The sequence below is a fragment of the Methylophaga sp. genome, assembly GCF_030651745.1.
On sequence record NZ_JAUSCC010000151.1, the window covers coordinates 1 to 22539 of the forward strand.

22 protein-coding genes are annotated in these 22539 nt (G+C 38.0%); 2 read left to right on the plus strand and 20 right to left on the minus strand.

The window, feature by feature from the left end:
- Positions 1 to 262: 262 nt before the first annotated feature.
- Complete coding sequence (gene map, locus Q7V21_RS17505) at positions 263 to 1030, plus strand: type I methionyl aminopeptidase (RefSeq protein WP_304918518.1); 768 nt, start codon at positions 263 to 265, stop codon at positions 1028 to 1030.
- 12 nt (positions 1031 to 1042) lie between these two features.
- Positions 1043 to 3679, plus strand: coding sequence for a [protein-PII] uridylyltransferase (gene glnD / locus Q7V21_RS17510; protein WP_304918519.1), 2637 nt, complete (start codon positions 1043 to 1045; stop codon positions 3677 to 3679).
- A gap of 59 nt (positions 3680 to 3738) precedes the next feature.
- Here glnD and Q7V21_RS17515 read toward each other — a convergent pair whose 3' ends face one another.
- The 20 genes from Q7V21_RS17515 to Q7V21_RS17610 form a co-directional block, all read right to left on the minus strand.
- Positions 3739 to 4005, minus strand: coding sequence for a helix-hairpin-helix domain-containing protein (locus Q7V21_RS17515; RefSeq protein WP_304918520.1), 267 nt, complete (start codon positions 4003 to 4005; stop codon positions 3739 to 3741).
- Between the two features lie 236 nt (positions 4006 to 4241).
- The gene (locus tag Q7V21_RS17520; protein ID WP_304918521.1) at positions 4242 to 5378 is read right to left on the minus strand and encodes a glycosyltransferase family 4 protein; all 1137 of its coding nucleotides are present in this window, start codon (positions 5376 to 5378) and stop codon (positions 4242 to 4244) included.
- A 2-nt stretch (positions 5379 to 5380) separates the two neighbouring features.
- Positions 5381 to 6511, minus strand: a complete 1131-nt coding sequence (locus tag Q7V21_RS17525) for a glycosyltransferase family 1 protein (RefSeq protein ID WP_304918522.1) — start codon at positions 6509 to 6511, stop codon at positions 5381 to 5383.
- Positions 6512 to 6518: 7 nt separating this feature from the next.
- Positions 6519 to 7361 (minus strand): NAD-dependent epimerase/dehydratase family protein, encoded by an 843-nt coding sequence (locus Q7V21_RS17530; RefSeq protein ID WP_304918523.1) that lies wholly within the window; start codon positions 7359 to 7361, stop codon positions 6519 to 6521.
- A 68-nt stretch (positions 7362 to 7429) separates the two neighbouring features.
- A complete protein-coding gene (gmd, locus tag Q7V21_RS17535; protein WP_304918524.1) occupies positions 7430 to 8461 on the minus strand; it encodes a GDP-mannose 4,6-dehydratase in 1032 nt (343 codons plus the stop codon).
- A 96-nt stretch (positions 8462 to 8557) separates the two neighbouring features.
- Positions 8558 to 9436, minus strand: coding sequence for an FkbM family methyltransferase (locus Q7V21_RS17540; protein ID WP_304918525.1), 879 nt, complete (start codon positions 9434 to 9436; stop codon positions 8558 to 8560).
- 59 nt (positions 9437 to 9495) lie between these two features.
- Entirely contained in the window at positions 9496 to 10179 is a 684-nt protein-coding gene (locus Q7V21_RS17545; protein ID WP_304918526.1) for a hypothetical protein, read from the minus strand.
- A gap of 12 nt (positions 10180 to 10191) precedes the next feature.
- A complete protein-coding gene (locus Q7V21_RS17550; protein WP_304918527.1) occupies positions 10192 to 10902 on the minus strand; it encodes a class I SAM-dependent methyltransferase in 711 nt (236 codons plus the stop codon).
- A 51-nt stretch (positions 10903 to 10953) separates the two neighbouring features.
- Positions 10954 to 12117 carry an ABC transporter ATP-binding protein gene (locus Q7V21_RS17555; protein ID WP_304918528.1) on the minus strand — a complete coding sequence of 388 codons (1164 nt, stop codon included), beginning with the start codon at positions 12115 to 12117 and terminating at the stop codon, positions 10954 to 10956.
- Positions 12118 to 12134: 17 nt separating this feature from the next.
- On the minus strand, positions 12135 to 12983 hold the full coding sequence (locus Q7V21_RS17560) for an ABC transporter permease (RefSeq protein ID WP_304918529.1): 849 nt from the start codon (positions 12981 to 12983) through the stop codon (positions 12135 to 12137).
- 35 nt (positions 12984 to 13018) lie between these two features.
- Positions 13019 to 13432, minus strand: a complete 414-nt coding sequence (locus tag Q7V21_RS17565) for a hypothetical protein (RefSeq protein WP_304918530.1) — start codon at positions 13430 to 13432, stop codon at positions 13019 to 13021.
- Positions 13426 to 14151: a bifunctional 2-polyprenyl-6-hydroxyphenol methylase/3-demethylubiquinol 3-O-methyltransferase UbiG gene (locus Q7V21_RS17570; protein ID WP_304918531.1), complete on the minus strand. Its 726-nt coding sequence runs from the start codon at positions 14149 to 14151 to the stop codon at positions 13426 to 13428. Before Q7V21_RS17570 ends, Q7V21_RS17565 begins: the two co-directional genes overlap by 7 nt.
- A gap of 11 nt (positions 14152 to 14162) precedes the next feature.
- A complete protein-coding gene (locus tag Q7V21_RS17575) occupies positions 14163 to 15635 on the minus strand; it encodes a glycosyltransferase family 4 protein (protein WP_304918532.1) in 1473 nt (490 codons plus the stop codon).
- 9 nt (positions 15636 to 15644) lie between these two features.
- Positions 15645 to 16868 carry a glycosyltransferase family 4 protein gene (locus Q7V21_RS17580; RefSeq protein ID WP_304918533.1) on the minus strand — a complete coding sequence of 408 codons (1224 nt, stop codon included), beginning with the start codon at positions 16866 to 16868 and terminating at the stop codon, positions 15645 to 15647.
- Complete coding sequence (locus Q7V21_RS17585) at positions 16849 to 17082, minus strand: hypothetical protein (RefSeq protein ID WP_304918534.1); 234 nt, start codon at positions 17080 to 17082, stop codon at positions 16849 to 16851. The genes Q7V21_RS17580 and Q7V21_RS17585 overlap by 20 nt, the downstream gene beginning before the upstream one ends.
- Positions 17083 to 17602: 520 nt before the next feature.
- Positions 17603 to 18163 carry a sugar transferase gene (locus Q7V21_RS17590; protein ID WP_304918535.1) on the minus strand — a complete coding sequence of 187 codons (561 nt, stop codon included), beginning with the start codon at positions 18161 to 18163 and terminating at the stop codon, positions 17603 to 17605.
- A 12-nt stretch (positions 18164 to 18175) separates the two neighbouring features.
- Entirely contained in the window at positions 18176 to 19153 is a 978-nt protein-coding gene (locus tag Q7V21_RS17595) for an SDR family oxidoreductase (RefSeq protein ID WP_304918536.1), read from the minus strand.
- Positions 19153 to 20676, minus strand: a complete 1524-nt coding sequence (locus tag Q7V21_RS17600; RefSeq protein WP_304918537.1) for a phosphomannomutase CpsG — start codon at positions 20674 to 20676, stop codon at positions 19153 to 19155. The genes Q7V21_RS17595 and Q7V21_RS17600 overlap by 1 nt, the downstream gene beginning before the upstream one ends.
- Positions 20669 to 21769: an acyltransferase gene (locus tag Q7V21_RS17605; RefSeq protein ID WP_304918538.1), complete on the minus strand. Its 1101-nt coding sequence runs from the start codon at positions 21767 to 21769 to the stop codon at positions 20669 to 20671. The genes Q7V21_RS17600 and Q7V21_RS17605 overlap by 8 nt, the downstream gene beginning before the upstream one ends.
- Entirely contained in the window at positions 21766 to 22536 is a 771-nt protein-coding gene (locus Q7V21_RS17610; RefSeq protein ID WP_304918539.1) for a glycosyltransferase, read from the minus strand. Before Q7V21_RS17610 ends, Q7V21_RS17605 begins: the two co-directional genes overlap by 4 nt.
- Between the last annotated feature and the right edge of the window lie 3 nt (positions 22537 to 22539).

The following is a 22539-nucleotide window of genomic DNA, read 5'->3' on the forward strand; positions in this document are numbered from 1 at the left end:
TTTTATACCTATATATATGGGGTTAAACCTCCACGTACCCCAGCTATCGACTGATCTGAATTTTCAGACAGCACCCCGAAAACTGTGTCGGCACGTGTGTGATTTTGCCTTTGCTAAGGCGCGCATATTATTCCACAGTTACCAACTAAAACAAAGCACCATCAGTATATCGCTTTGATTCCGCCGCTTTGCTGGCGGTTGACGGGTTTTTACGGCAAACTATGTCTTCTCATTTTATCGTTAACAGCAATCAGGATCTGGCATGGGCGTGACCATTAAAACAGCCGAAGAAATTGAAAAAATGCGTGTGGCAGGCAAACTCGCTGCAGACGTGTTAACCATGATCGAGCCACATGTGGTTGCGGGCATTACTACCGATGAATTAAATACTATCTGCCATGATTATATTATCAATGTGCAAAATGCCATTCCTGCCCCGCTGAATTATCACGGTTTTCCGAAATCTATTTGTACATCGGTGAACCATGTGATTTGCCATGGCATTCCAGGTGACAAAAAGCTCAAAGATGGCGACATCATTAATATCGACATCACCGTTATCAAAGATGGCTATCACGGTGATACCAGTAAAATGTTTCACATTGGAAAGACCTCTATTCTAGCTCAGCGTCTGTCCAGAGTAGCCCGTGAATGTATGTTGATTGGTATTGATATGGTCAAGCCAGGTATAAAATTGGGTGATATTGGTCATGCTATTCAACAGCATGCGGAGAACGAGCATTTTTCAGTTGTCAGAGAATATTGTGGACATGGTATTGGTCAGGTGTTTCACGAAGAACCACAGGTTTTACATTACGGTTCGCCAGATACCGGCATGACCTTGCAGGCTGGCATGACATTTACGATCGAACCAATGATTAATGCCGGTAAACGTCATGTACGGCAACTGCCTGATGGCTGGACGGTGGTCACCAAAGATCGTTCGTTGTCTGCACAATGGGAACATACCATTCTGGTGACAGATGACGGTCATGAAATCTTAACCCTTCGGGATGAAGAACGCTCATAGGAGCCCCCAACAATGGCAATTTCTGCACAATCTGTCTGGGAATTTGGCCAGACAGATAATGCAATAGGCTGTCGAGATCTTCTCGCTCAAGCCTCCCAGCATTTAAAAAAATGCTTTTTTGAAGACCAAGCTGACATTGATTGGCTGGTGCATCAACAATCGCATTTTGTCGATGAAGTGCTGCAATTTTTATGGCAAAAAAACCTGGCGACTGAAACGACCGTAAGTTTGATCGCAGTAGGTGGTTATGGCCGCGGTGAATTACACCCGCACTCTGATATTGATTTACTAGTACTATTGGATGATTCAGTAGCCGAAACACCGCCGGCCGCCTTATCAATATTTCTCACACAATTGTGGGATATCGGCCAGGAGATAGGCCACAGTGTTCGCACAATTAGTGAATGCCGCCAACAAGCCGAAGAAGACATTACTATTGCCACTAACCTGCTGGAAGCACGGTTTTTATCCGGCAATAAAACGTTATTTGAACAGTTACAGCAACTGACGGTTTCCAACAAAACCTGGGATAACCGACTTTTTTACGAACGTAAGAAACAGGAACAAATCCAGCGCCATCATAAATACAACGATACCGGCAATAATCTTGAGCCCAATCTGAAAGAATCTCCCGGCGGTCTGCGTGATATTCAGGTCATCAATTGGGTCGCACAACAACACTTTGATGTACGTAATCTGCAAGGTTTGAAATCCAAAGGTTTTCTGGCAGAAAGTGAGTTCGATATTCTGCAGCAATCGCGCCGTTTTTTATGGCGGGTGCGTTTTGCATTGCATCATCTCGTCGGTCGAAAACAAGAAAAAATGATGATTGATCATCAACGTGAGCTGGCAAAACAGTTAGGTTACGTTGAAACCAACAGCCGCATGGCCGTTGAGCATTTTATGAAGGACTATTACCGAACAGTCCGTGCGGTAAGTCAGATGAATTCATTGTTACTTCAGCTGTTTGAAGAAAACATCATCCTGGCCGACGAGCCACGGGATATCGAACCGATAAACCGTCGCTTCCAATCACATAACGGCTATCTGGAAACCATCAATTCCGGGATCTTTGCTTACTATCCGTATGCCCTGCTGGAAGTGTTTTTGATCCTGCAGCAAAATCCGCATATCAAAGGTATTCGTGCCTCGACCATCCGTCAGATCCATGCACATCTGCATTTAATCGATGAGCGCTTTCGGGCTGATATCAAAAATCGCACTCTGTTTATGGAAATCATCCGTCAGCCTAAAGGTGTGACCCATGAATTTCGTCGAATGAATCAACTTGGTGTATTAGGTGCATATTTGCCGGAATTTGGCAGAATTGTCGGCCAGATGCAGCATGATCTATTCCATGCTTATACCGTGGATGAACACACGTTATTTCTGGTGCGTAATTTACGGCGTTTTTCCTGTCCTGAATTCAAAGATGAATTTCCGCTATGTTCCGAAGTGTTTTACCAACTGCCTAAACCGGAATTGCTCTACATCGCCGGTATTTATCACGATATTGCCAAAGGACGTGGCGGAGATCACAGTATTTTGGGCGTGCAGGATGCAGAGCAATTTTGTACCCAACATAATTTAAGTGATTACGACACCAGCTTAGTGACCTTTCTGGTTCGTCATCATCTGGCGATGTCCTCTACCGCCCAAAAGAAAGATCTGGAAGACCCTGAGGTTATTCAGGACTTTGCAGCTTTAGTCGGCAGCGTGAATCGCTTGAATCATTTATATCTGCTCACCGTCGCCGATATCCGGGCAACCAACAATAATTTGTGGAATGGCTGGCGTGATTCCTTGCTCAAACAGCTTTATCACAGCACCTATCAATGGCTGGAACACACAGAAGTCCAGGCAAAAAACACGCAGGAAAAAAGTCTCAAAAAATATCAGCTTGCTCTGGATAAGCTGGTTGAAATGGGTTGGGATCATGAAAAAATCACAACTTTATGGCATGAATACGATCTGGATTATTTTCTGCGCCATACCGTTGATGAAATCGTCTGGCAAAGCAATGGTCGTTTGGAAAAACCAGATCAAGAACCTCTGATTCTGGTACGCCAACATAATGATAAACACACGCTAGAATTATTTATTTTCGCTCAAGACCGTCGTGGCTTGTTTGCCGCCATGACAGCCTGTCTGGAACAATTACAATTAAACATTCTCGATGCCAAAATCAATATCAGCAGTGATGGCAAAGCACTGAATACATTTATCATTAATGGTGCTCAGCAACGCTATGAGGACATCATTACAGCGTTAAGCAAACAACTTGCCCGAGAAGAACTCACCTCTGGATACAAACCGCAATTGATGCCACGCATCACCAAATTGTTTAAAACTGAACCAGTTATAATTTTTTCAACTAATTCACAGTTAAACCATACTGTTATGGAGTTATATACACATGATCGGCCAGGGTTGCTGTCTGCCGTAGCACAGGTTTTTCTGTCACATCAGATACAGGTAATTAATGCAAAAATGGTGACCTTGGGCGATCAAGTAGAAGACGTATTTTTCATTACAAACAGTGATGATAATTTTTTAACTGAAGCCGAAAAACAAAACTTGGATGAAGATCTGAAAGATAAGCTAGTGATTCAAGCAGAATCGGCCGTATCGACTTCCGTTGCTTTTTAAAGACTCATAAAAAAGGTGAGGTTATTAGCCTCACCTTCTTCAAATTTAACAACACCGGTTCAGTCAGATACCGTTACTTGCTCCGCTAAACTAGCCACTTTCTTTTCACCGACACCTTTGACATTGACAAGATCATCAACACTGGAAAAAGTACCATTTTCCTCACGATATTGCACGATAGCTTCGGCAGTAGATGGTCCCACACCTTTCAGCAACTGCAATTCATCTGCAGATGCTTTATTGATATTGATTTTATCTGCTGCGAAGGCAGCAAATGAAGAAAGTGATAACGCCAACAATAAAGAAATAATCCATTTCTTAAACATCTTTCCATACTCCTTGTATTAATTGAATTCAGTTCATCCGAACTGCAATCAGATACTAAAATATTGATGCACTGGACGTCTAGCGGAAAGCTTTGCAAAATTACTTATCAGGAAATAATCCTGTTTCAAATAGAGACATCGGTCACAAATCATTTAGTTATGCTCATGGCTCGCCATGACTTAAATCAGTTTTAAAATGAAAAGTACCCCCTAAATCATAACCAAGAAGAGAGAATTTACAAATTGGCTCTTTTGACAAGATCACGATAAAGCCCTGCGTATTTTTCTACCATTTCATCGGCAGTAAACAGTTGCCAATATCTTTTTTCAGCTTTTATACCCATTTGCGATGCTGCTACTGGATTATCCCAAAGCCAGCTCATAGCTTGACTGAGTGCAGCTGGATCGCTCGGAGGCACCACGATCCCCGTCTCTCCATCAATATTAATGAAGGTTGTTCCGGTTCCAATTTCACTGGAAATCATAGGCTTGCCATACATAGCACCTTCCAATAATGATATCCCAAACGCTTCGGAACGCAGATGAGATGGAAATACAACGGCATAAGATAACTCGAGCAAAGCTACTTTATCAGCGTCTGAAACACGACCAGCAAAATAAATATTTCTCAGTCCGAAACTATCAGCCAGCGCCTTTAACTCCATCTCAACAGGTCCAGCGCCTACTATCACAATGGGATAATCTGCCGTTCGCGCAGCCTCGATCAAAATATGCAGCCCTTTGTAATATCGTAATACGCCAACGAATAGGAAAAATTTATCTCCCACTTCATGGCGCCACTCATTAACACGTTCTATTTCGGGTGTAGGATAAAGACTTTTATCGATTCCAATCGGGATGATTTCCACTTTTTCCTTAAAACGTTTGAGAACATCACTGCTTTTAAGGTAGTTAGGTGAAGTAGCAACAATTCTATCTACGCTTGACAGAAAGCTGTTTTTCAATGGCTGATAAAACTTCATCAGCCGTTTTTGTCTGACAATATCTGAATGATAGGTAACTACACTTGGCTTATTGACGCGTGTCAGCAGATGCACCATATCCATAAGTGGCCAAGGAAAATGGTAATGTATTACATCTGCTTGCTTGGCGAGTTGAGAAAAGCGAAGAAAAACTGAAAAAGAAATCCCTGTAGAAGCAATGTAAAAATCTTGTTTTGCACGATGTACTTTATGACCGTTTAGCGTGATAGTACGTTCGACTTTTGTTTTACTTAACGAAAGTACATGCGTTTCAATACCATGTGCAGCGGATCCACGTGCGATTTGATTAATAACTTGCTCAATACCACCATAGGAGTCAGGAAAATAGGTTTTGAAAAAATGTAAAACACGTATTTGTTTTTTAGCCATTGTTAATCTTTTTGGTATATGGCTAAAGTCTCATCTAGACACTTTTCCCAAGTAAATTGTTTTGACCGAGCTTTTCCTAGCAAACTATATTCCTCCCGTAATGTATTGTCAGACAAAAGCTGTTGCCAACCAGATCTAATATCCTCCGAAGAAGTCGGATCAACCATCATACAACTGTCACCTGTCACTTCTGGGATAGAGGTTGTATTGGATGTAAGTACGCTAGTCCCGCAAGCCATTGCTTCCAGGACAGGCAAACCAAAACCTTCATACAAGGATGGATAAATAAATATAGCCGCAGCTGCATATAGCTTAGGCAAATCATCCTCTGCAACATAGCCAAGATACTTGGCATGTCCTGCAACGACCAACCTTTCAATAGCTATGTGTATATCATCACTTAACCACCCTTTACTACCCACTATCACAAGAGGGTATTCCGCTTTCAAGTTCTCCGGTAGAGAGCTAAAAGCATTAATTATACGGCGAAAGTTTTTTCTGGGTTCAACCGTTGATACTGCTAAATTGAAATGTTTATAACGTAAACCATATTTTAGCAAAATATCGAAACACTGGGACTCATCATATGCTTGGAAATTACTGTTTACCCCCAAATAGATGCTGGAAACCCGATTATCATCCACATTCAACAGCTCGCATATTTCCCGACGTTGAAACTCCGAATCAGTAATAATTTGATCAGCTCGTTCAGCAACTTTATGGATATGCTTTTTCCAGAACTCTACCCTATCGACCGGATGAAATTCCGGATGTCTCAAAAAAGACAAATCGTGAATAGTCACCACCGATCGTCCTTTAAATGGTAAGAGCATATAGTTGGGAGCATGGTATACATAATCAGCTAAAGCGCTTGACCGAGCCGTAAAGCATTGAGTAATGTATTGGTGTCTTGCCCAGCGAAATAGCGGCCTGAAAGGTATCCTACGCGCGACCTGCCTCGCTGAGGACGGCCCTGCTTCTAACGTTAATTCATTTAAGATTTTGCCCGAACGAATATATTTCAATTCTTCCACTGCACTAGAAGTCTGTAGGGCAGAAACCAGATTCAGAGTATAGCGCCCTATGCCAGATAATGGTGGTATTAACGCATCAACATCAATTAAAACCTTCAAAAACTTGCTACTCCTTCAGCATCCAACCAAGTGTCTCTTCTAATGACGGCATCTGCCAATCATTTATAACTCTATGAAGTTTTGCTCCGTCGCCACAAAGGCGTTTAACTTCATTTGATCTGACAAATGCAGGATTTACCTTTACTGTAATTTGCTGACCAGTGATTTTCTGACATAAGTCAATTACATCCCGCAACGCATATAATTGTCCTGAACAAATATTAAACACTTCTCCCACCGGCGCACTTTCAAGCAATTTAACATAGGCTTTTGCTACCGCTCGGACATCTCCAAACTCCCTCCAAACGTCCAAATTTCCAAGCTCAATATCTGTTGTTTTTTGGCGGAAATGGCTGACTATTTTAGGTATCAGAAAATTATCCGATTGCCCAACACCGGTGTAATTAAAAGGTCTGGTGATCACAATGGGTAGTTTTGGCAACCAGAGTCTAGCCATATATTCCATGGCTAGTTTACTAACAGCATAATCATTGGCTGGTGCGGGTAACATGGATTCATTCATGACCCCTTCTGTATTACCATAAATATTCGCGCTACTTGCTAATAGCACTTTATTTACATCAGGCGCATTTTTAGACAATGCCAACAATAAATTTCGCGTGCCAAGCACATTGACTTGATAAATTGCATCAACATCCCCATGAGCAACAAATGCAATAGCTGCAAGGTGTATTACCGCTTCAGGTTTTTTGTCTGCAATTTCAAATTCAACTGCCTTACTGTCTAATAAGTCTGCTGTTAAACCAATGACTTCATGCCTTGCATTTTGCAGTGCTTTTTCAACATATTGCCCAGTAAACCCATCCAACCCAGTGACTAAAACCCGCATTTAAATAACCTTTTATCTATCATTTAGAACATAAAAACAGTCATTAAGAGTAAAGCCCAAGAATGTGTTTAAAGTGAAAAGCCTTTTTCATTTCGACGTAAATCGGCTTTCACCATCATGGAACATAATTCTTCAAGTGTTGTTTCAGGTGCCCAACCCAATTTGTGTTTCGCTTTCGTTGCATCACCAATCAGTAACTCAACTTCAGCAGGCCGGTAAAACTTTGGGTTCACTCTTACTAACATTTTACCGGTAGCTTCATCAATACCAATCTCATTTTCTGCTTCACCTTCAAACTTAAGATTGATATCGACTGCCTTAAAAGCCATCAATACAAAGTCTCTAACTGTTTCGGTACGATTTGTTGCCAGTACAAACGTACCAGGCTCATCTGCTTGCAACATCCGCCACATACCTTCAACATATTCTTTAGCAAAGCCCCAATCTCGTTTTGCATCCATGTTGCCCAGTTCGAGGATGTCAAGTTTACCCAGCTTAATTTTAGCAACGCTGTCTGTAATCTTACGTGTGACAAATTCTCGACCACGTAGCGGTGATTCGTGATTAAACAAAATGCCGCTAGAACCAAAAATATCGTAAGACTCACGATAATTAATTGTCATCCAATGAGCATAGAGTTTAGCAACACCATATGGGCTACGAGGATAAAATGGTGTTTCTTCGGTCTGTGGGATTGACTGCACTTTACCAAACATTTCAGAAGTAGATGCTTGGTAAAAACGAATTTTGGGATTAACAATTCGAATCGCTTCAAGCAAATTAACAGCACCTAACCCAGTGATCTCAGCCGTCGTAATCGGCTGTTCAAAGGAAACACCCACAAAACTCTGAGCGGCAAGATTATAAACTTCCGTAGCTTCAGTGTTTTGCAGCAAACGGATACTGGCTGACAAGTCAGTAAGGTCATACTCTACCAAATGAAGATTTTTATGTTGATTTATCCCCAACTCTTCGATTCGCCAGAAACTGACTGAACTTGTTCGACGATAGGTACCATAAACTTCATAACCTTTTTCAAGCAGCAACTCAGCAAGATAAGCGCCATCTTGACCAGTAATCCCAGTAACAATTGCTTTCATGTTGATCCTATATTTTTTTAATATTTCGTAAAGTTTTAATATATGTTAAAAAAAAACATCTTATCGCGGGAAAACTCACTCTAGATGAATACATTTTCATTCACAAAGTGAATCGATTCTTTTTATAAGCTCAACTTCTTGTGAAAGCACCATTAGAATATTAGTAAACATTTGGGTTTCAGGGGCGATTTCATTGTTAGATAGAGCTTCTAAGTTTGCTATTGATGTTCTTTTAGGTGAATCATGCCATCTACTAATATCCCATAACACATATTCGGAACTAGGAAGTAAATCTAAAAGCTCTTTTACCTCACCGCCACTTTGAGTTATTCCATATGGCCAAAATTCAACTATTATTGATTTAGGACGCATTACGGAATTTAATGACTCTTTAAGACCTTTAAGAATCATTATCTCAGCCCCCTGACAATCAATTTTTAACAATTTTGGCGCCTTACCTCTTTGTTTAATCAAGTCATCTAACGTGATTAATTTGATATTGTTTCCACTAGATTGATCTTGGCTAGGATAAATTCTATGATCTCCAAAGTTCCAATTCGAAGAGTAAAGCATACCATCTCCTTGAAAATCGCTAGCAGCAGCACACAAAAGTTTTACATTTTTAATCTGATTGAGTTTTACATTTAAAGAGAGGATGGAAAAGTTCTTTTTATCAGGTTCAAGAGCAATAATTTCACCTTGAGAACCAATTAGTTTTGAAAAAAGTACAGTGTAATAACCAATATTCGCTCCCACATCAATTACAAAGTCATTAGGTGAGAGTATTTCAATTACACATCGAGTCTCTGTCGGCTCCCAAACTGTAATTTTGTGCATTTTCCTAGAGACATGATCATCTTGGTTATGAGTAATAAGTTCAAACGATTCATTGATAATTGGAATTTCAAAATCAGTAAATGGAAGACACTTTACTTTTTTTACGTATATGGCAAACAGAATATTTAGAAATTGCATTTTAATGTACTTATTTTCCATTTAATTAACATCTAATAATTAAAAACTTGTTTTAAAATTTATATGTCTTGAAGTTTTCTACTATCCGAACGATGCCCCATCCAATCATTTCCATTTTTTTGTCCATATTTAGGTGATACGAATGCCTCATTAGCATCAAGTGGAGTAAAGGGTTTACGGATCAATTCATTCTTAATGAAAAAAGCATTAACCCCTCTTGATTCACATCCAACTAACGAATATCCACGAGCTCTGAGTATATTTATCCATGCAACTAAGCTGGCACCAAAATAGTTTGTACCTTGCCATGTTAAATCAGGATCATAGACTACAGTTTTTGATTGAGGAGGGGGATATGACGCATTATATTCAACTATAATCACTCTTGGTGAATAGCAAGCATTAATTGCTTTATAGATCCAATAATCATTGGAATCAATATCAATAGAAAGAAGATCAAACTCATGTGGGACTGAATATTTTTCGAATAAAGAATTTATATTCTCAGCAGTAATTTTTTCATGATAAACAAACGAATTATCTGATTTTGTCCCATCCATCCATAATCCATTCCAGCCGTTTTCTCGTAATAATCGAGTATTACATTCATTTCCATCGCCGACCCCAAACTCAACAAAATAAGAATTTTTAATACCTATAACATTGAATATTGTTGTAATTATTCCATCTTCACCATTTTGCGAAAATATTTTTTTTTCATATTGTGACAATATACTGGTCATTTTAAATCTTTCTTACGGGTTAAGAGATTTTTGATAATAAAAAAAGCTATGTCCACCTATTTCATCTAGTACTTCAACCGGGATGTTTGCATTCAACATATCATTCTCATTGAATAGACTTCTCAAATTAAAATGTCTTATCTTACTTGCAAATTTTTCTTCTAAATAAATTGGAAAATCCTCTGTTCCGAATAACCTCATATGGTCAAACTGAGCAAAGCGCCTGGTCCTCTCTTCAGCAGATAAAAGTGGTGATAAATCTTCAACTGTAAATTTTCCTATAAATGGAACAGAAAATAGATGCATTCCACCAGGAGCGAGAAGTCGATTTAGATCCGTAATTACAGGAGTAATATCACAAGGAAGATGCTCAAGCACATGATTATGTAATATTAAATTGAACACACCTGAAGGCATCATAGATGCATCACGACACAGATCTATTGGAAATATATGACAGTGTTTATTTTTATATTTTGCAGGATTGAAATCGCAAGGATGATAGCTTTCACCATACTTGATGGTGAACTTTTCAAGCAAGCAGATTTCTGGAGCAATATGTAATATTCTTATACTTGGGGTCAATGAATTTGTTTTAAGTAAGATCATCCACATTAAACGTGACCGCTCTAAAGATTTACAATTTGAGCATTGGGCATTACTACGCCCATTGAAATCTTTAAAATTTGTAGATTTACAAATTGGGCACTCAAAATTTATCATTTATGCAAATTCCTCCACTTTCTAAGCTAGTATTAATTACCAATACGCTAACTATTGAGACCACTTCCCTGCAGGCTGGATAGGTGCATGACCAGATAAATTCCCAACTGCTTGGAATTTTTTCCAAGGAGAATAGGATAAGAGTGTGAAACTATCTTGCTGGTAAACGATGATATTAACTAAATAAAATCCTGCATTTAGATACAACTCTCCTAAATCACAAGTAATTGGCATACTCATGTCCAGTTTTTTATCCGCCCGCTCCGATCTGAATTCTAATATGGCTCTGCCTGAATCATCTGCCAATTGAACAGATATAATTGAATCTTTAGGAATATTTTTTGGAATAATCTTTAAAAGCAATTTAGTTCCAAAACTTACTATGGGATAAACATTGTGTTCAGCAGAAATTAATGAAAAAGCTAAAAGCTCAGGATTTAATCCCTTACTTTGTCCAACGTCACCCACAGAAGTTACAGCATGTTGATAAAGTTCTATCGATTTCAATATATCTCCATGATAAGTGACCCTTCCCTTATCAAGAACCATGCCTTGGTTACAAAAACGTTTAATATGCCCTAAAGAGTGTGAAACAAATATTAAAGCTGTATCTTTCAAATGATCGGCAATAAACTCATAACATCGCAAACGGAAATCTAAATCCCCAACGGCTAAGGCCTCATCGATAATTAATATATCTGGCTTTCTCATCGTTGATACTGCAAAACCAAGTCTGGCTTTCATACCAGAACTGTAAAACTTCACTGGTGTATGAATAGCATCTTGAAGCTCGGTAAATTCAACCATGGCATTGATTGATTTTTTGAATTCAATCTCCGATATACCTACTAATCTTGCCCTCAAACGTGCATTTTGATATCCCGTCATCATTGGATGAAAACCACTGGTAAGCTCGATCATTTGATCGATGCTACCATTAATTTTGATCGTCCCATGATCTGGCCGAAGAATACCGGCGAGTAATTTCATTAAAGTAGATTTACCAGCACCATTTCTTCCTAGAATCCCAAGTCTGTCACCTCTTTTCAATGAAAAAGAAACGTCTTGTAATGCCCAAAATTCACCTTTTCGTAACTTAGTATGATTTGTTTTGACCGGAAATATATTGTTTATCGAATCTACAAAACCATAATGAAGTGCTAAAGATAAATTACGACTGAATTTTTTAGACAGTTTATTAACTTCTATTAACACAGCATTTTTTCCTTTTATTACAAACGTTCAATAATGAGAGGACATGCTATGCGATACACACCCAACATAAAAATACTTAGAACACTCAATACCAATAACCATATTAAAGCTGCATTTAAGAAAATTAATTCGCCGCCAAAAACCACTCCTCTTGCCAATGTTAAAGTGGTAGCTAATGGATTAAAAACCTGTATCCAATAAAATGCTGAATCTGTTGAATTTGTTGCTGAATAAAAAATTGGTGTTGCCAGTAAGATACCTAATGAAATGGATTGAATGAATTTTCCTATGTCACTAAAAAAACTAGCCGGAAGCGCAAGAATGTAACCTATAGCATTTCCCGTAAATACTATTGCCATTAAAGTTATTGGGGCTAAGTAAAAAAGTGGTCCAACGGGCACCGAAAAGATCACCATAAAAATAATGAGTAGAATTACTCGAACGCCAAGATCTAGTAATGACAGGATAAACGCAGAAACAGCAAATATCTCCGGATCAATTTTTATATTCCTCAGAAATGCACTAGCGCTTCTAAGATGATTAAGCTGATTAGTTAGAGCTTCGTACCAAACTTGGTACAACATAATTCCGAAGAAAGCGAATATTATAGGATGAACCCCACCAGTATCAATTTCTGCTCCTTGCTTAGATAGTTGATCGCGCAAAATAACAAAAACCACACCATAAAGTAATGGTGATAGAATCGCCCAAAAATAACCCGCTTTAGACCCCAGATAGCGTCCTTGAAAATCACGCCATGCAAGTACCCAAGCCAACGAGAAGGTGTTCGGTAATCGTTTAAAAGCATGAATAATAGAACCAATAAAGTTCAAGATTAACCCCAAATTATTTTTATAATTTAACAAGATTCCTGAAAATATATATCTTTTAATTAAATAAATTAAACATCATCATTCTTTTCACCAATTACTATTGTATTTAATCCGGAGGTATGTCGAGAAATTAATTTATTAGCGGCCTCAACTTCCGTTAAAATATCATTTATTGAATAAATAATTTTTTCTTGGATATTTATGAGCTGCTCTTTGTCTTTTTGAAATTTATTTGAATTATATTGTATTAATTTTTCATTGTTTGAAACTATTTTATTCAAATCACTTATCCCATCATCGAGTATATTCAATTTTTCAATTAAATAGTTTTGGGATTTTAAGATTGATAAGTTATTTTTTTGATCACACTCCGAAATTCTTTTACGGAGATTATTTATATCATCATCATGAGCATTTAACCTTCTAACTAAAGTTTTTTGAAAAATGATCCACGACTTAATTTTTTTAAAGAATATCAGCATAATTTATCTTTTTTTAGCTTTACCATAAGATCAGATGCCATTTTAATATTTTGTTTTGCCTGAGTTATTTTGTCATCTTTGTTCAAAGAAATTTCATCACCAAAAAATCGATTAAATGTTTCTGAATAAACTGGTTCTAACTTGTTTTTATGGCATAAATACTGTAAAAGCTCTTCTGGGTATGGCCTGATGTGTGTTGGATCTCTGTAGAATGAACCTGCCATCACCCTAAGATCTTTGGCATTGGGCGTCACAATTACACTGTGCCCCATAGGTTTTAAAACCTTTTCAATTAATGAGATCAGTTTTTCGGCTTTATCCCAATCCATGTGTTCTATTAAATGTAAGCATGAAACAACATCAAACTGAATGTTATTTTCAACTAATAATTCCAGAACCTGAATCGCCTCTCCACAAAATATATTTGCTCCATCTTCTATGCCTTTCAGGGATAGACCATGATCAAGTTCAATACCATATGCATTAATATTCACTTCTTGAAGCACTGGCAATAATTGTCCAGCTCCGCATGCAATATCAAGCCAGGATTTAATATTTGGATTACGTTCCAATAATTTTTCTGATAGAAATTTAAGTTCTTCATACCTTCCGACAATAGCTTTATCGCTAGCTCGAAAATAATTCTCATATGATAAATATTCAGCTTGAACTGAATTTTTTTCGGGTTGAAACCTCAATAACAAGTCATCAATATTCATCGAATAAGCACTTATTGTTCACCATTGTAATATGTAGGTATGTTAGTGGCTTTAGACCAACTGTGAGCTAAACTGTCTGCAGTGATAGTTACAGTGAAATTATTACGAATATGATCATATGCTTGCTTTCCTAACATTTCAGCATATTCAGTATTTTTCATTAACATCAATATAGCCTCCACCAAAGCATCTTCATCATTTTCAGGAACCAATAAACCAGTTTTTCCATGAATTATATTTTCAGAGATTCCTCCAACAGCATACGCCACTACGGGTCTTCGGGAAATTCCTGCTTCTAGAGGTACACGTCCAAATGGTTCTGGCCATATATTTGGACAGACAACAACTGATGCACGTGCATATGCTCTGTAGAGCTCTTCGCGCCCCAAATACCCTATAAAAACAACTCTGTCAGAATATTTTTTGGACGCTATGAGGTTTTTAATATGAGCAGTAAGCCTTTCTCCTCTGCCCGCTATAACAATTCTGTAATCAACTAACGCTTCAGATAATCTATCTAACCACCTTACAATCCCTAGTTGGCCTTTATTTTCATTAACCATTCCTACAATAAGAATTTCTTTTGGATCAGCCTGACGAATAGTGCTTAGTATTGATTCTGAAAGCTCCATCTCATCAACGGGATTGCTCACTAAATCAATGTTTTGAACACCTGTGATGGACAGAATTTGATGTTTGAGAAATGTAGAAGTTACAACAACTCTATCAGCCTTAGTAAGAGCGTTTTGCCTAAAGAACAAATCTTTATCCATATATTTTTTAGTTAGCTCTTTTAGCTTAGAAGATAAATGATCTACACATTCAAAACCACATGATTGACATATTCGCCCCTTTACATTCATCGGCTGACCAAGATTTGCACAAAAAAAACGATTATCTCTAACTTGCGCTATCCATGGTAGTGAACTCGGTAATAATGCGGATGCCAAAAGAATACTTCTAAAATTATCTGCATGAACAAGGTCTGGTTTAAACTCTTTGATTATATTTTTTATATCTTGATGGGTAGAAGGAATATTAGAAATATCTTCATCCATAATTGGGAGGTATCTTAATAATTTTCTTTTTCTAAGAGCAGAAAAGAGTTTATATTTTTCGATTTTCTCTAATAAAATCCCATATCGACGACCTCTCATTAAATAATCAAAATAAGATTTTAATCGCCAAATTTTATTCCAGAAATAAATTGGTTTTTTGTGTGTTAGTGACCGATTTTCCCAAAAACCTGTAGGCCAGGAGGAGGAATATGGAACGCTATAAACTTGAATACCATTATGAAGAGTGAATAGAACTTCGTTCACTTTATCATTTAAAGTTATGACCGTAATTTCATAGTTATATTTTAACAAATGAGAAATAACTATAAAAAGACTAATCTCTGCACCACCTTCTGAGTATGGAGGAAATCTATCTGTCATAATTAAAATTCGTTGTTTGCGACTTACTATTTCTTTATTATTCATTTTAACTAACTAATTCCAATTACTTATAATTTTTGATGCAATTGTATTCCAATTAAATTTCGTTTTAATTTGGTTTCTTGCTTTTTCTACAAAATTAAATGATTTCTTATCATCAGATATCAATATTTTTATTTTCTCAGCTAATTCGCGGGAATTCATAGGATCAAAAAGAAATCCGTTTACATTGTCGCTCACAACATCAACCATTCCACCACTATTAGCTGCCATAACTGGGATACCAGCAGCCGTAGCCTCTAACAAAACAATTCCAAATCCTTCTACTTGCCCAGAAGGCAACTCTTGTGAAGCTAGAACAAAAACATCTGCGGCTCTTAAATAAGTCCATTTTTGTTCTTCACTGACTTCACCAAGCCAGAATATCTGTTTATCTACATCGTTTTCTTCCGAAAGATTTTTAAGTGAAGTAAGTTCAGGCCCATCGCCGATAACAGTAAAACGCACATCAGGTAAATATTTCAAAGCATTGACAATAAGACCAACATTCTTCGAGTTAACTAACCTCCCAACAAAAACTATCATTGGTTGTTTAGCATTATGAACATTTAGGATGTTTCGACGTTCGATTCTTATCTCACGGTCAAAATTTGGTGAAATTAAAAGCTCTCTTTCAAAATCATGCTGACTTATGCCACATCCGCTAATTTTCAATACAATATTATTCTTTACTCTTTTTACTAATGTTCCTGTGTAATTGCTAATAGCTAATATTTCATTAGATTTTTTTATTATCTTAAAAGTCCGTTGCCTTATTGAATTTGGTGAGTGACTTAGACCGTTTATTCTTTCTAAAAATGGGACTCTTGAAACTAACAAAGCATTGAGTTCATAACCATAAAATACAGAAGTTATTGGTATATGAGATTTTATTGAAAACATTAAAGTCGGAAATCCATAATAAAATGGATGCATCAATACAATCCTTGAGAAATGAAACTTTTCATTTAACCCTTGCAAGAACATCTGAATCCTCTCATCCTCGGTCTTTGCGGCGTCTCCTTCGCGAATATTTGTTTTTGATTTTTCATCAACGACTAGCTTATATTTTGCAAAAAATTCATCAGGAATGTATGAACCGCTTGGAGCCAATAAGGTAACATCGGCACCATTTGATACTAGAGCATTACAAAGATGATGAACCATTGTAGATATACCACCAACCTTTGGTAAAAAGTCTACTGCCACCACTAATAAATTAAGATTTTTGGTTTGCAAAACTAAGCCTTAAAAAAGTATTAAGATAAAAAATTAAAATTTGTTGACTATTTTCAACGTCTATATACATCAACAATCCGCACAATCTTATCTTTGTGCCGACATATTTTCCGGTTCGAACTTCTATGATCTCAAGTGATTCCTCTGTTACATTACATAGGTGGTGTTTGTGACTTGCAGGAATTAAAGTCGAGCCATTTTGTTTGATGGTCAAGATTTAGTCCTCGCTTCACCTTTAAGCACAAGCCAACGCCCTGGAATATAGATTTCCACTCATATACAGAATAAAAAAAAGCGGGATGTTTAACTCTATCCGTTTTATTTTAAAGTGCTTGCTTTTTTCAAAGATAAGGTAGCTCCCCCAATATCTCGATTGATGATTGTCGTGAGAGGTTCGCTGATGTTGTTTTGTTTTGCAGCCCCCCCCCTCTAACACCGCTTAGACTGATAAACGATTTGGGATGCATTGGACGGGAAAGTGACCAAATTTTTGAACCCGCATTACCACATAAAAGAGTGGGTATCAACATATATTTCTTTGATTTGGCAACAAAGGCTACGAATTAAATTGAATGGGAGTGTAATAAAAAACATTCCTTGTTAAAACATGTTCATCCATGGCTTTTAAACTATTTACTTGCGATAAAGAGTATGGCTCGAAATGATACTTGGGATGAATATGATACCAGACATTAAAGCTTCAGTAAGCCTTGTTCTGTTTAATACATTGTGTATTAAAGCACTCGGTCTCCGGCCCCCTTACCTAGTACTGTATGCAAAATACATCGGAAGTAGTTCAGAATTGAAAACTCAAACAACATTTTAGCATCAGTCTCAGCCAATAGAGTGGGGCTAGACATGTCAATATCATTAATTTGAGCGAGCCCGGTGATACCAGGCCTTACATTAAAAACTCCTTTTAACTTACGCTTATGGATTAATTCATGCTGATTAAACAAACAAGGTCTGGGGCCAACAAGGCTCATTTCCCCCCTCAATACATTCCATAGTTGTGGCAATTCATCCAACTTGGTTCGGCGCAGAAATCGTCCCCATCGCGTGATGGATGTTGCACTTGCAAGATGACTGGCCACATGGGCAGTTTCTTTTTTCATGGTTCGAAATTTCACTAATGTAAAAGGCTTTTGATAACGCCCCACTCGCTGCTGACGAAAAATAGGTGATCCGGTATCAAACCAACCGACAATAAACAAAATACACAGTATTGGTAAACTTATTAACAAACCAATAACAGAAAAGATAATATCCAATATACGAATAACAACAGAGGTCATGGAATTCTCATTTTAATGTTTTGTAGTGTTTGAGTTGATATCCCACTCGAACATCTTCTTAAGTTGTTGATCCATTGACGTTATGGGTTTCCAACCAAGCACTCGATGTGCTTTACCGATATCTATTTGTAAATCACCAAATAAACGAATGGCGATGTTTTGTTTACCAAGTAGTTTTGCAAAAAAGATCATCCAGGAAACTGGAACAGGTATCAATCGTGATGATTTTTTATAAGCTTTGGCAATTTTTTTTAGTAGCTCTGTGGTGGAAACATCCTCTCCATCCGCTATCAAAAAAATTTGATTGGTTGCAGCAGTATGCGTCATGGATAGCTTTATAAAACTCACTAAATTATCGATTGCCAACATGGACCGTTTATTGGCAACAGCTCCAAAAGGTAGAGGAATACCTTTTTTTATAATGTTTATCATATTGGCAAAATTAGCTTTAACCCCAGGCCCGTAGATTAAAGGTGGACGAATAACCACAATCTCCATAGAACTTGTATGGCCTAACTCGAATAATGCCTGTTCTGCTTCAAGTTTTGATTGTCCATAAGCATCTTCCGGAAAGGGTTCATCTGTCTCACGAAAAACTTCACGATTATCCGTAGATTCTCCGTTTACCTTAATCGAACTCAAAAAAATAAACCTCTTTACTCCTGTTCTGGCAGCTTGTTTCGCCAATTCATGAGTCGCTGTAACATTTACTTTCCTAAATTCAGTTAAAGGGTCGACTGAATTATCATTCATGATGTGCACTCGAGCTGCAGTATGAATAACTACATCAACATTTTTAAGAATATCAGTAAATGTATTCTGCTCATCCAGTAGCAATCTTAAATCACCGACCAGCTTTTGTTCGACTTCAACCGGTAATTCAGCAGAAATTGCTCTGACCCCAGCAATAACGCTATGTCCATCTGCAATAAGGTTATCAACTAAAGCTCGACCGACAAATCCCGTTGCGCCAGTGACAAAGATACGCATTAGCTATGAATTAACTGTTCAATTTCTGCCACTTTGGCATTCATCAATGCTTCATCAGCTCTAGATTCAACATTCAAACGCAGCAATGGTTCGGTGTTGGATGAGCGTAAGTTAAACCGCCACTGGCCAAATTCGAGGCTAACTCCATCGGTTCTATCGATAACTGGATTCTCAGCAGAGAAATGCTTAAGAATTTTATCGAGAATGACACTCACATCTTCTACCCGGTAATTGATTTCACCACTACATGGGTATTTCGCCATACGTTCATTGACTAGTTCAGACAAAGGCTTACCTGCTACGCTGATTAATTCAGCTACCAAAAGCCATGGAATCATGCCGCTGTCACAATAGGCAAAGTCGCGAAAATAATGATGGGCACTCATTTCACCACCATAAACTGCATTCTCTAGGCGCATACGTTCCTTGATAAATGCATGACCAGTTTTAGACTGAATCGGCTTACCACCAGCCGCTTCAACTTGATCAATGGTATTCCAGGTTAAACGTGGATCATGGATGATTTTTTCACCTGGCGACTTAAGCAAAAATGCCTCTGCCAGCAAGCCAACAATATAATAGCCTTCGATAAACCGGCCATTTTCATCAAATAGAAAACACCGGTCAAAATCGCCGTCCCAGGCAATTCCCATATCCGCTTTATTGGCAATTACTGCATCGGCAGTCGCTGCGCGATTTTCGGGTAATAAGGGATTGGGGATACCATTTGGAAAACTGCCATCGGCTTCATGATGCACTTTAATAAATTCAACGGGCACGTTAACTGATTTAAACCGCTCTTCAATCGCATCGATTACATGACCAGCTGCGCCGTTGCCTGCATTGACAACCAGTTTTAATGGTTTGAGTTTTGCCAAGTCAATATAGGTCAGCAGATGATCGACATACGGATCCAAAATGGATTGTTGATGATAAAGCGTTTTATTCGGCAATTCTTCAAGCGGAGACACTTCAGTCGACGGACCTGCTTTACTCGTATTAATTGTCTCTGGACTATCCTGCTCATCCCAATGAAAGCTGTAATCCATTTTTTTACTGTTTATCGTCTTGGCATCGGGTGTTGATACTTCAGCAGCTTGCCCAAAAGGTGAAACCAACTTCTCAGCCAAGTCACGAATATCATTCAAGCCGCTATCACCACTTATCGGCAATGCACCTCGCCCGACCAGCTTCATACCGTTATAGTCCATCGGATTATGGCTGGCCGTAACTTCAATGCCACCATCAACATCAAGATAAAATGATGCAAAGTAAATTTCTTCAGTGCCCACCATGCCAATATCAATCACTTCTGCCCCAGCATCCATCAAACCTTGAGCCAAAGCCAGTTTAAGCGGCTCACTGGTATGGCGGATATCTCCACCAACGACCACCTTTTTTGCATCTAGATGTTTGGCGTAAGCGTAACCAATACGGTAAGCGACATCTGGATTAAGCTCATCACCCAATTTCCCTCGAATATCGTAGGCTTTGAAACATTTAAGTGTGTTTTCATTAACCATATTTATTCCTTGGTTCGTCTAATGACATCAGGTAATGTGAAGATTTATTCAGCATCTTTTTTTCGACCCCATGCCACATAAAATAGGCTGTCAGCATAACGGCAATCACTGAACTAATCATTGCCAAATAAGGGTAACTCGCAAAATACTGGTATGAAATGAACGTTTGAAGTATTGGAAAGTGCAATATATAAATACCGTAAGAAAAATCGCCATATTTGCCGAAATTACCAAGGTACTTAAAAACAAAGCCAAAATACACAACGAAGATGCCTAATGAGGCAGCATACAACAGTCCCGTTTCAAAAAAGCTCTCTACAAAATAAGCCGCTATCGCCAGTATCAAAAGCGGCGTTGCGTTTTTTTGGAAGAAATTAAACGAATAATACAGGGCTCCTCCAGCAATGAAAAACATCAGCTGGCCGGGAAGTTGTCGTTGTATTTCAACAAAAATGCCACCATGCTGGTCAATCAACAATTGCATGCAAAAGCTATAAATAAATGAAGTCAGATACAAAAAGGTCAGCCCTTGCCAAAGTCCAATTCTGCGAAACAACCACACGAAAACCGGTACGCTTAAATAAAACATCACTTCAATTTTAAGTGTCCACAATGCTCCATTCACAGCCGCTAATGAATTTTCCGAAAACACTCCAGGTAGACTAGGTTGAATAAAATTCAAGAACACTAAATTAGCAATAAGGTAACGGTAAAACTCAGAACTGAAAAAGTACTCTGAGTAACTGTATGTGCTTAATAAAGAACCGAATAGAGCACAAATAACTACCACTGAAAAATATGCCGGATAAATCCGCCTTGCTCGCTTTTCAAAGTATCGATTCAAGCTACTAGAATGTTCGTAGCTCATAAAGATTAAAAAGCCACTCACCACAAAAAAACATTCAACCGCCATTTTTGCTGAAAAAATTGTATTGAATATAGAGAGACTCGCTGAATCAGATAAATGGTATGCATGAACCAAGAAAACAACGAAAGCAAAACTGAAACGTAAAAGATCAAGATTGTTGTTTTTTGGAATACGGACCTGATGATTGGGCGGGGCATTTTTTTGCTTTTCTATCGCCAACTTCACTTAATATCTTCCATGGAAATGTGTTTTTTTGGATAACGACCGAGATGCTTAGCAAAAAAACGAATCATACTTATGAGATGCCAACGTAAATACTTTAAACGCCTATGACTCTGCCTTTGTGCTTGATGGAGTACATTTACATGTGGTAATACAGCAAGCGGTAACTCTTTTTGCCAAAGTCTCACACAGATATCAACATCCTCATAATAGAGAAAATAGCGCTCATCAAACCCCTTAACCAATTGAAATGCACGCCTATCAAACAGCATAAACATTCCCCCAACCCAGTCAGGGTAAAAAAAACTATCCGTTAGTTTGAAGGGATAAACTTCATGTTTACCAAAAAGCAGTCGTTTTAATAACCGCCCGAAGGTTGGAAATTTTCGAGCACTATCGTCAAATTGCCCATCCACACCTACAATAGCAGGCGCAATTAGTCCAAGGTTCAAATCTTTCATCACTTTTACTAACTTGATGAAAGGATTATCAGTCAACCGAATGTCGGGATTTAAAACACATAAATAATCACCTTTTGCTTGTTTCAAAGCAGCATTATGATTAGCACCAAACCCTTTTGGAATATCATTTTGAATTAAACGCAATGGTAGTTTTTTAAGCTGAAAGTCCGATTGTTCTGGGATATTCAATGTCAGAATAACCTCGTTTAGCCAGTCCAGATCAACCAAATTATCCAAATCATCAAGGAGGTTCCTGACCAGATCCCCTTGTCCATGACTTACAATTGAAATACTTATTGAATAACTCATTGG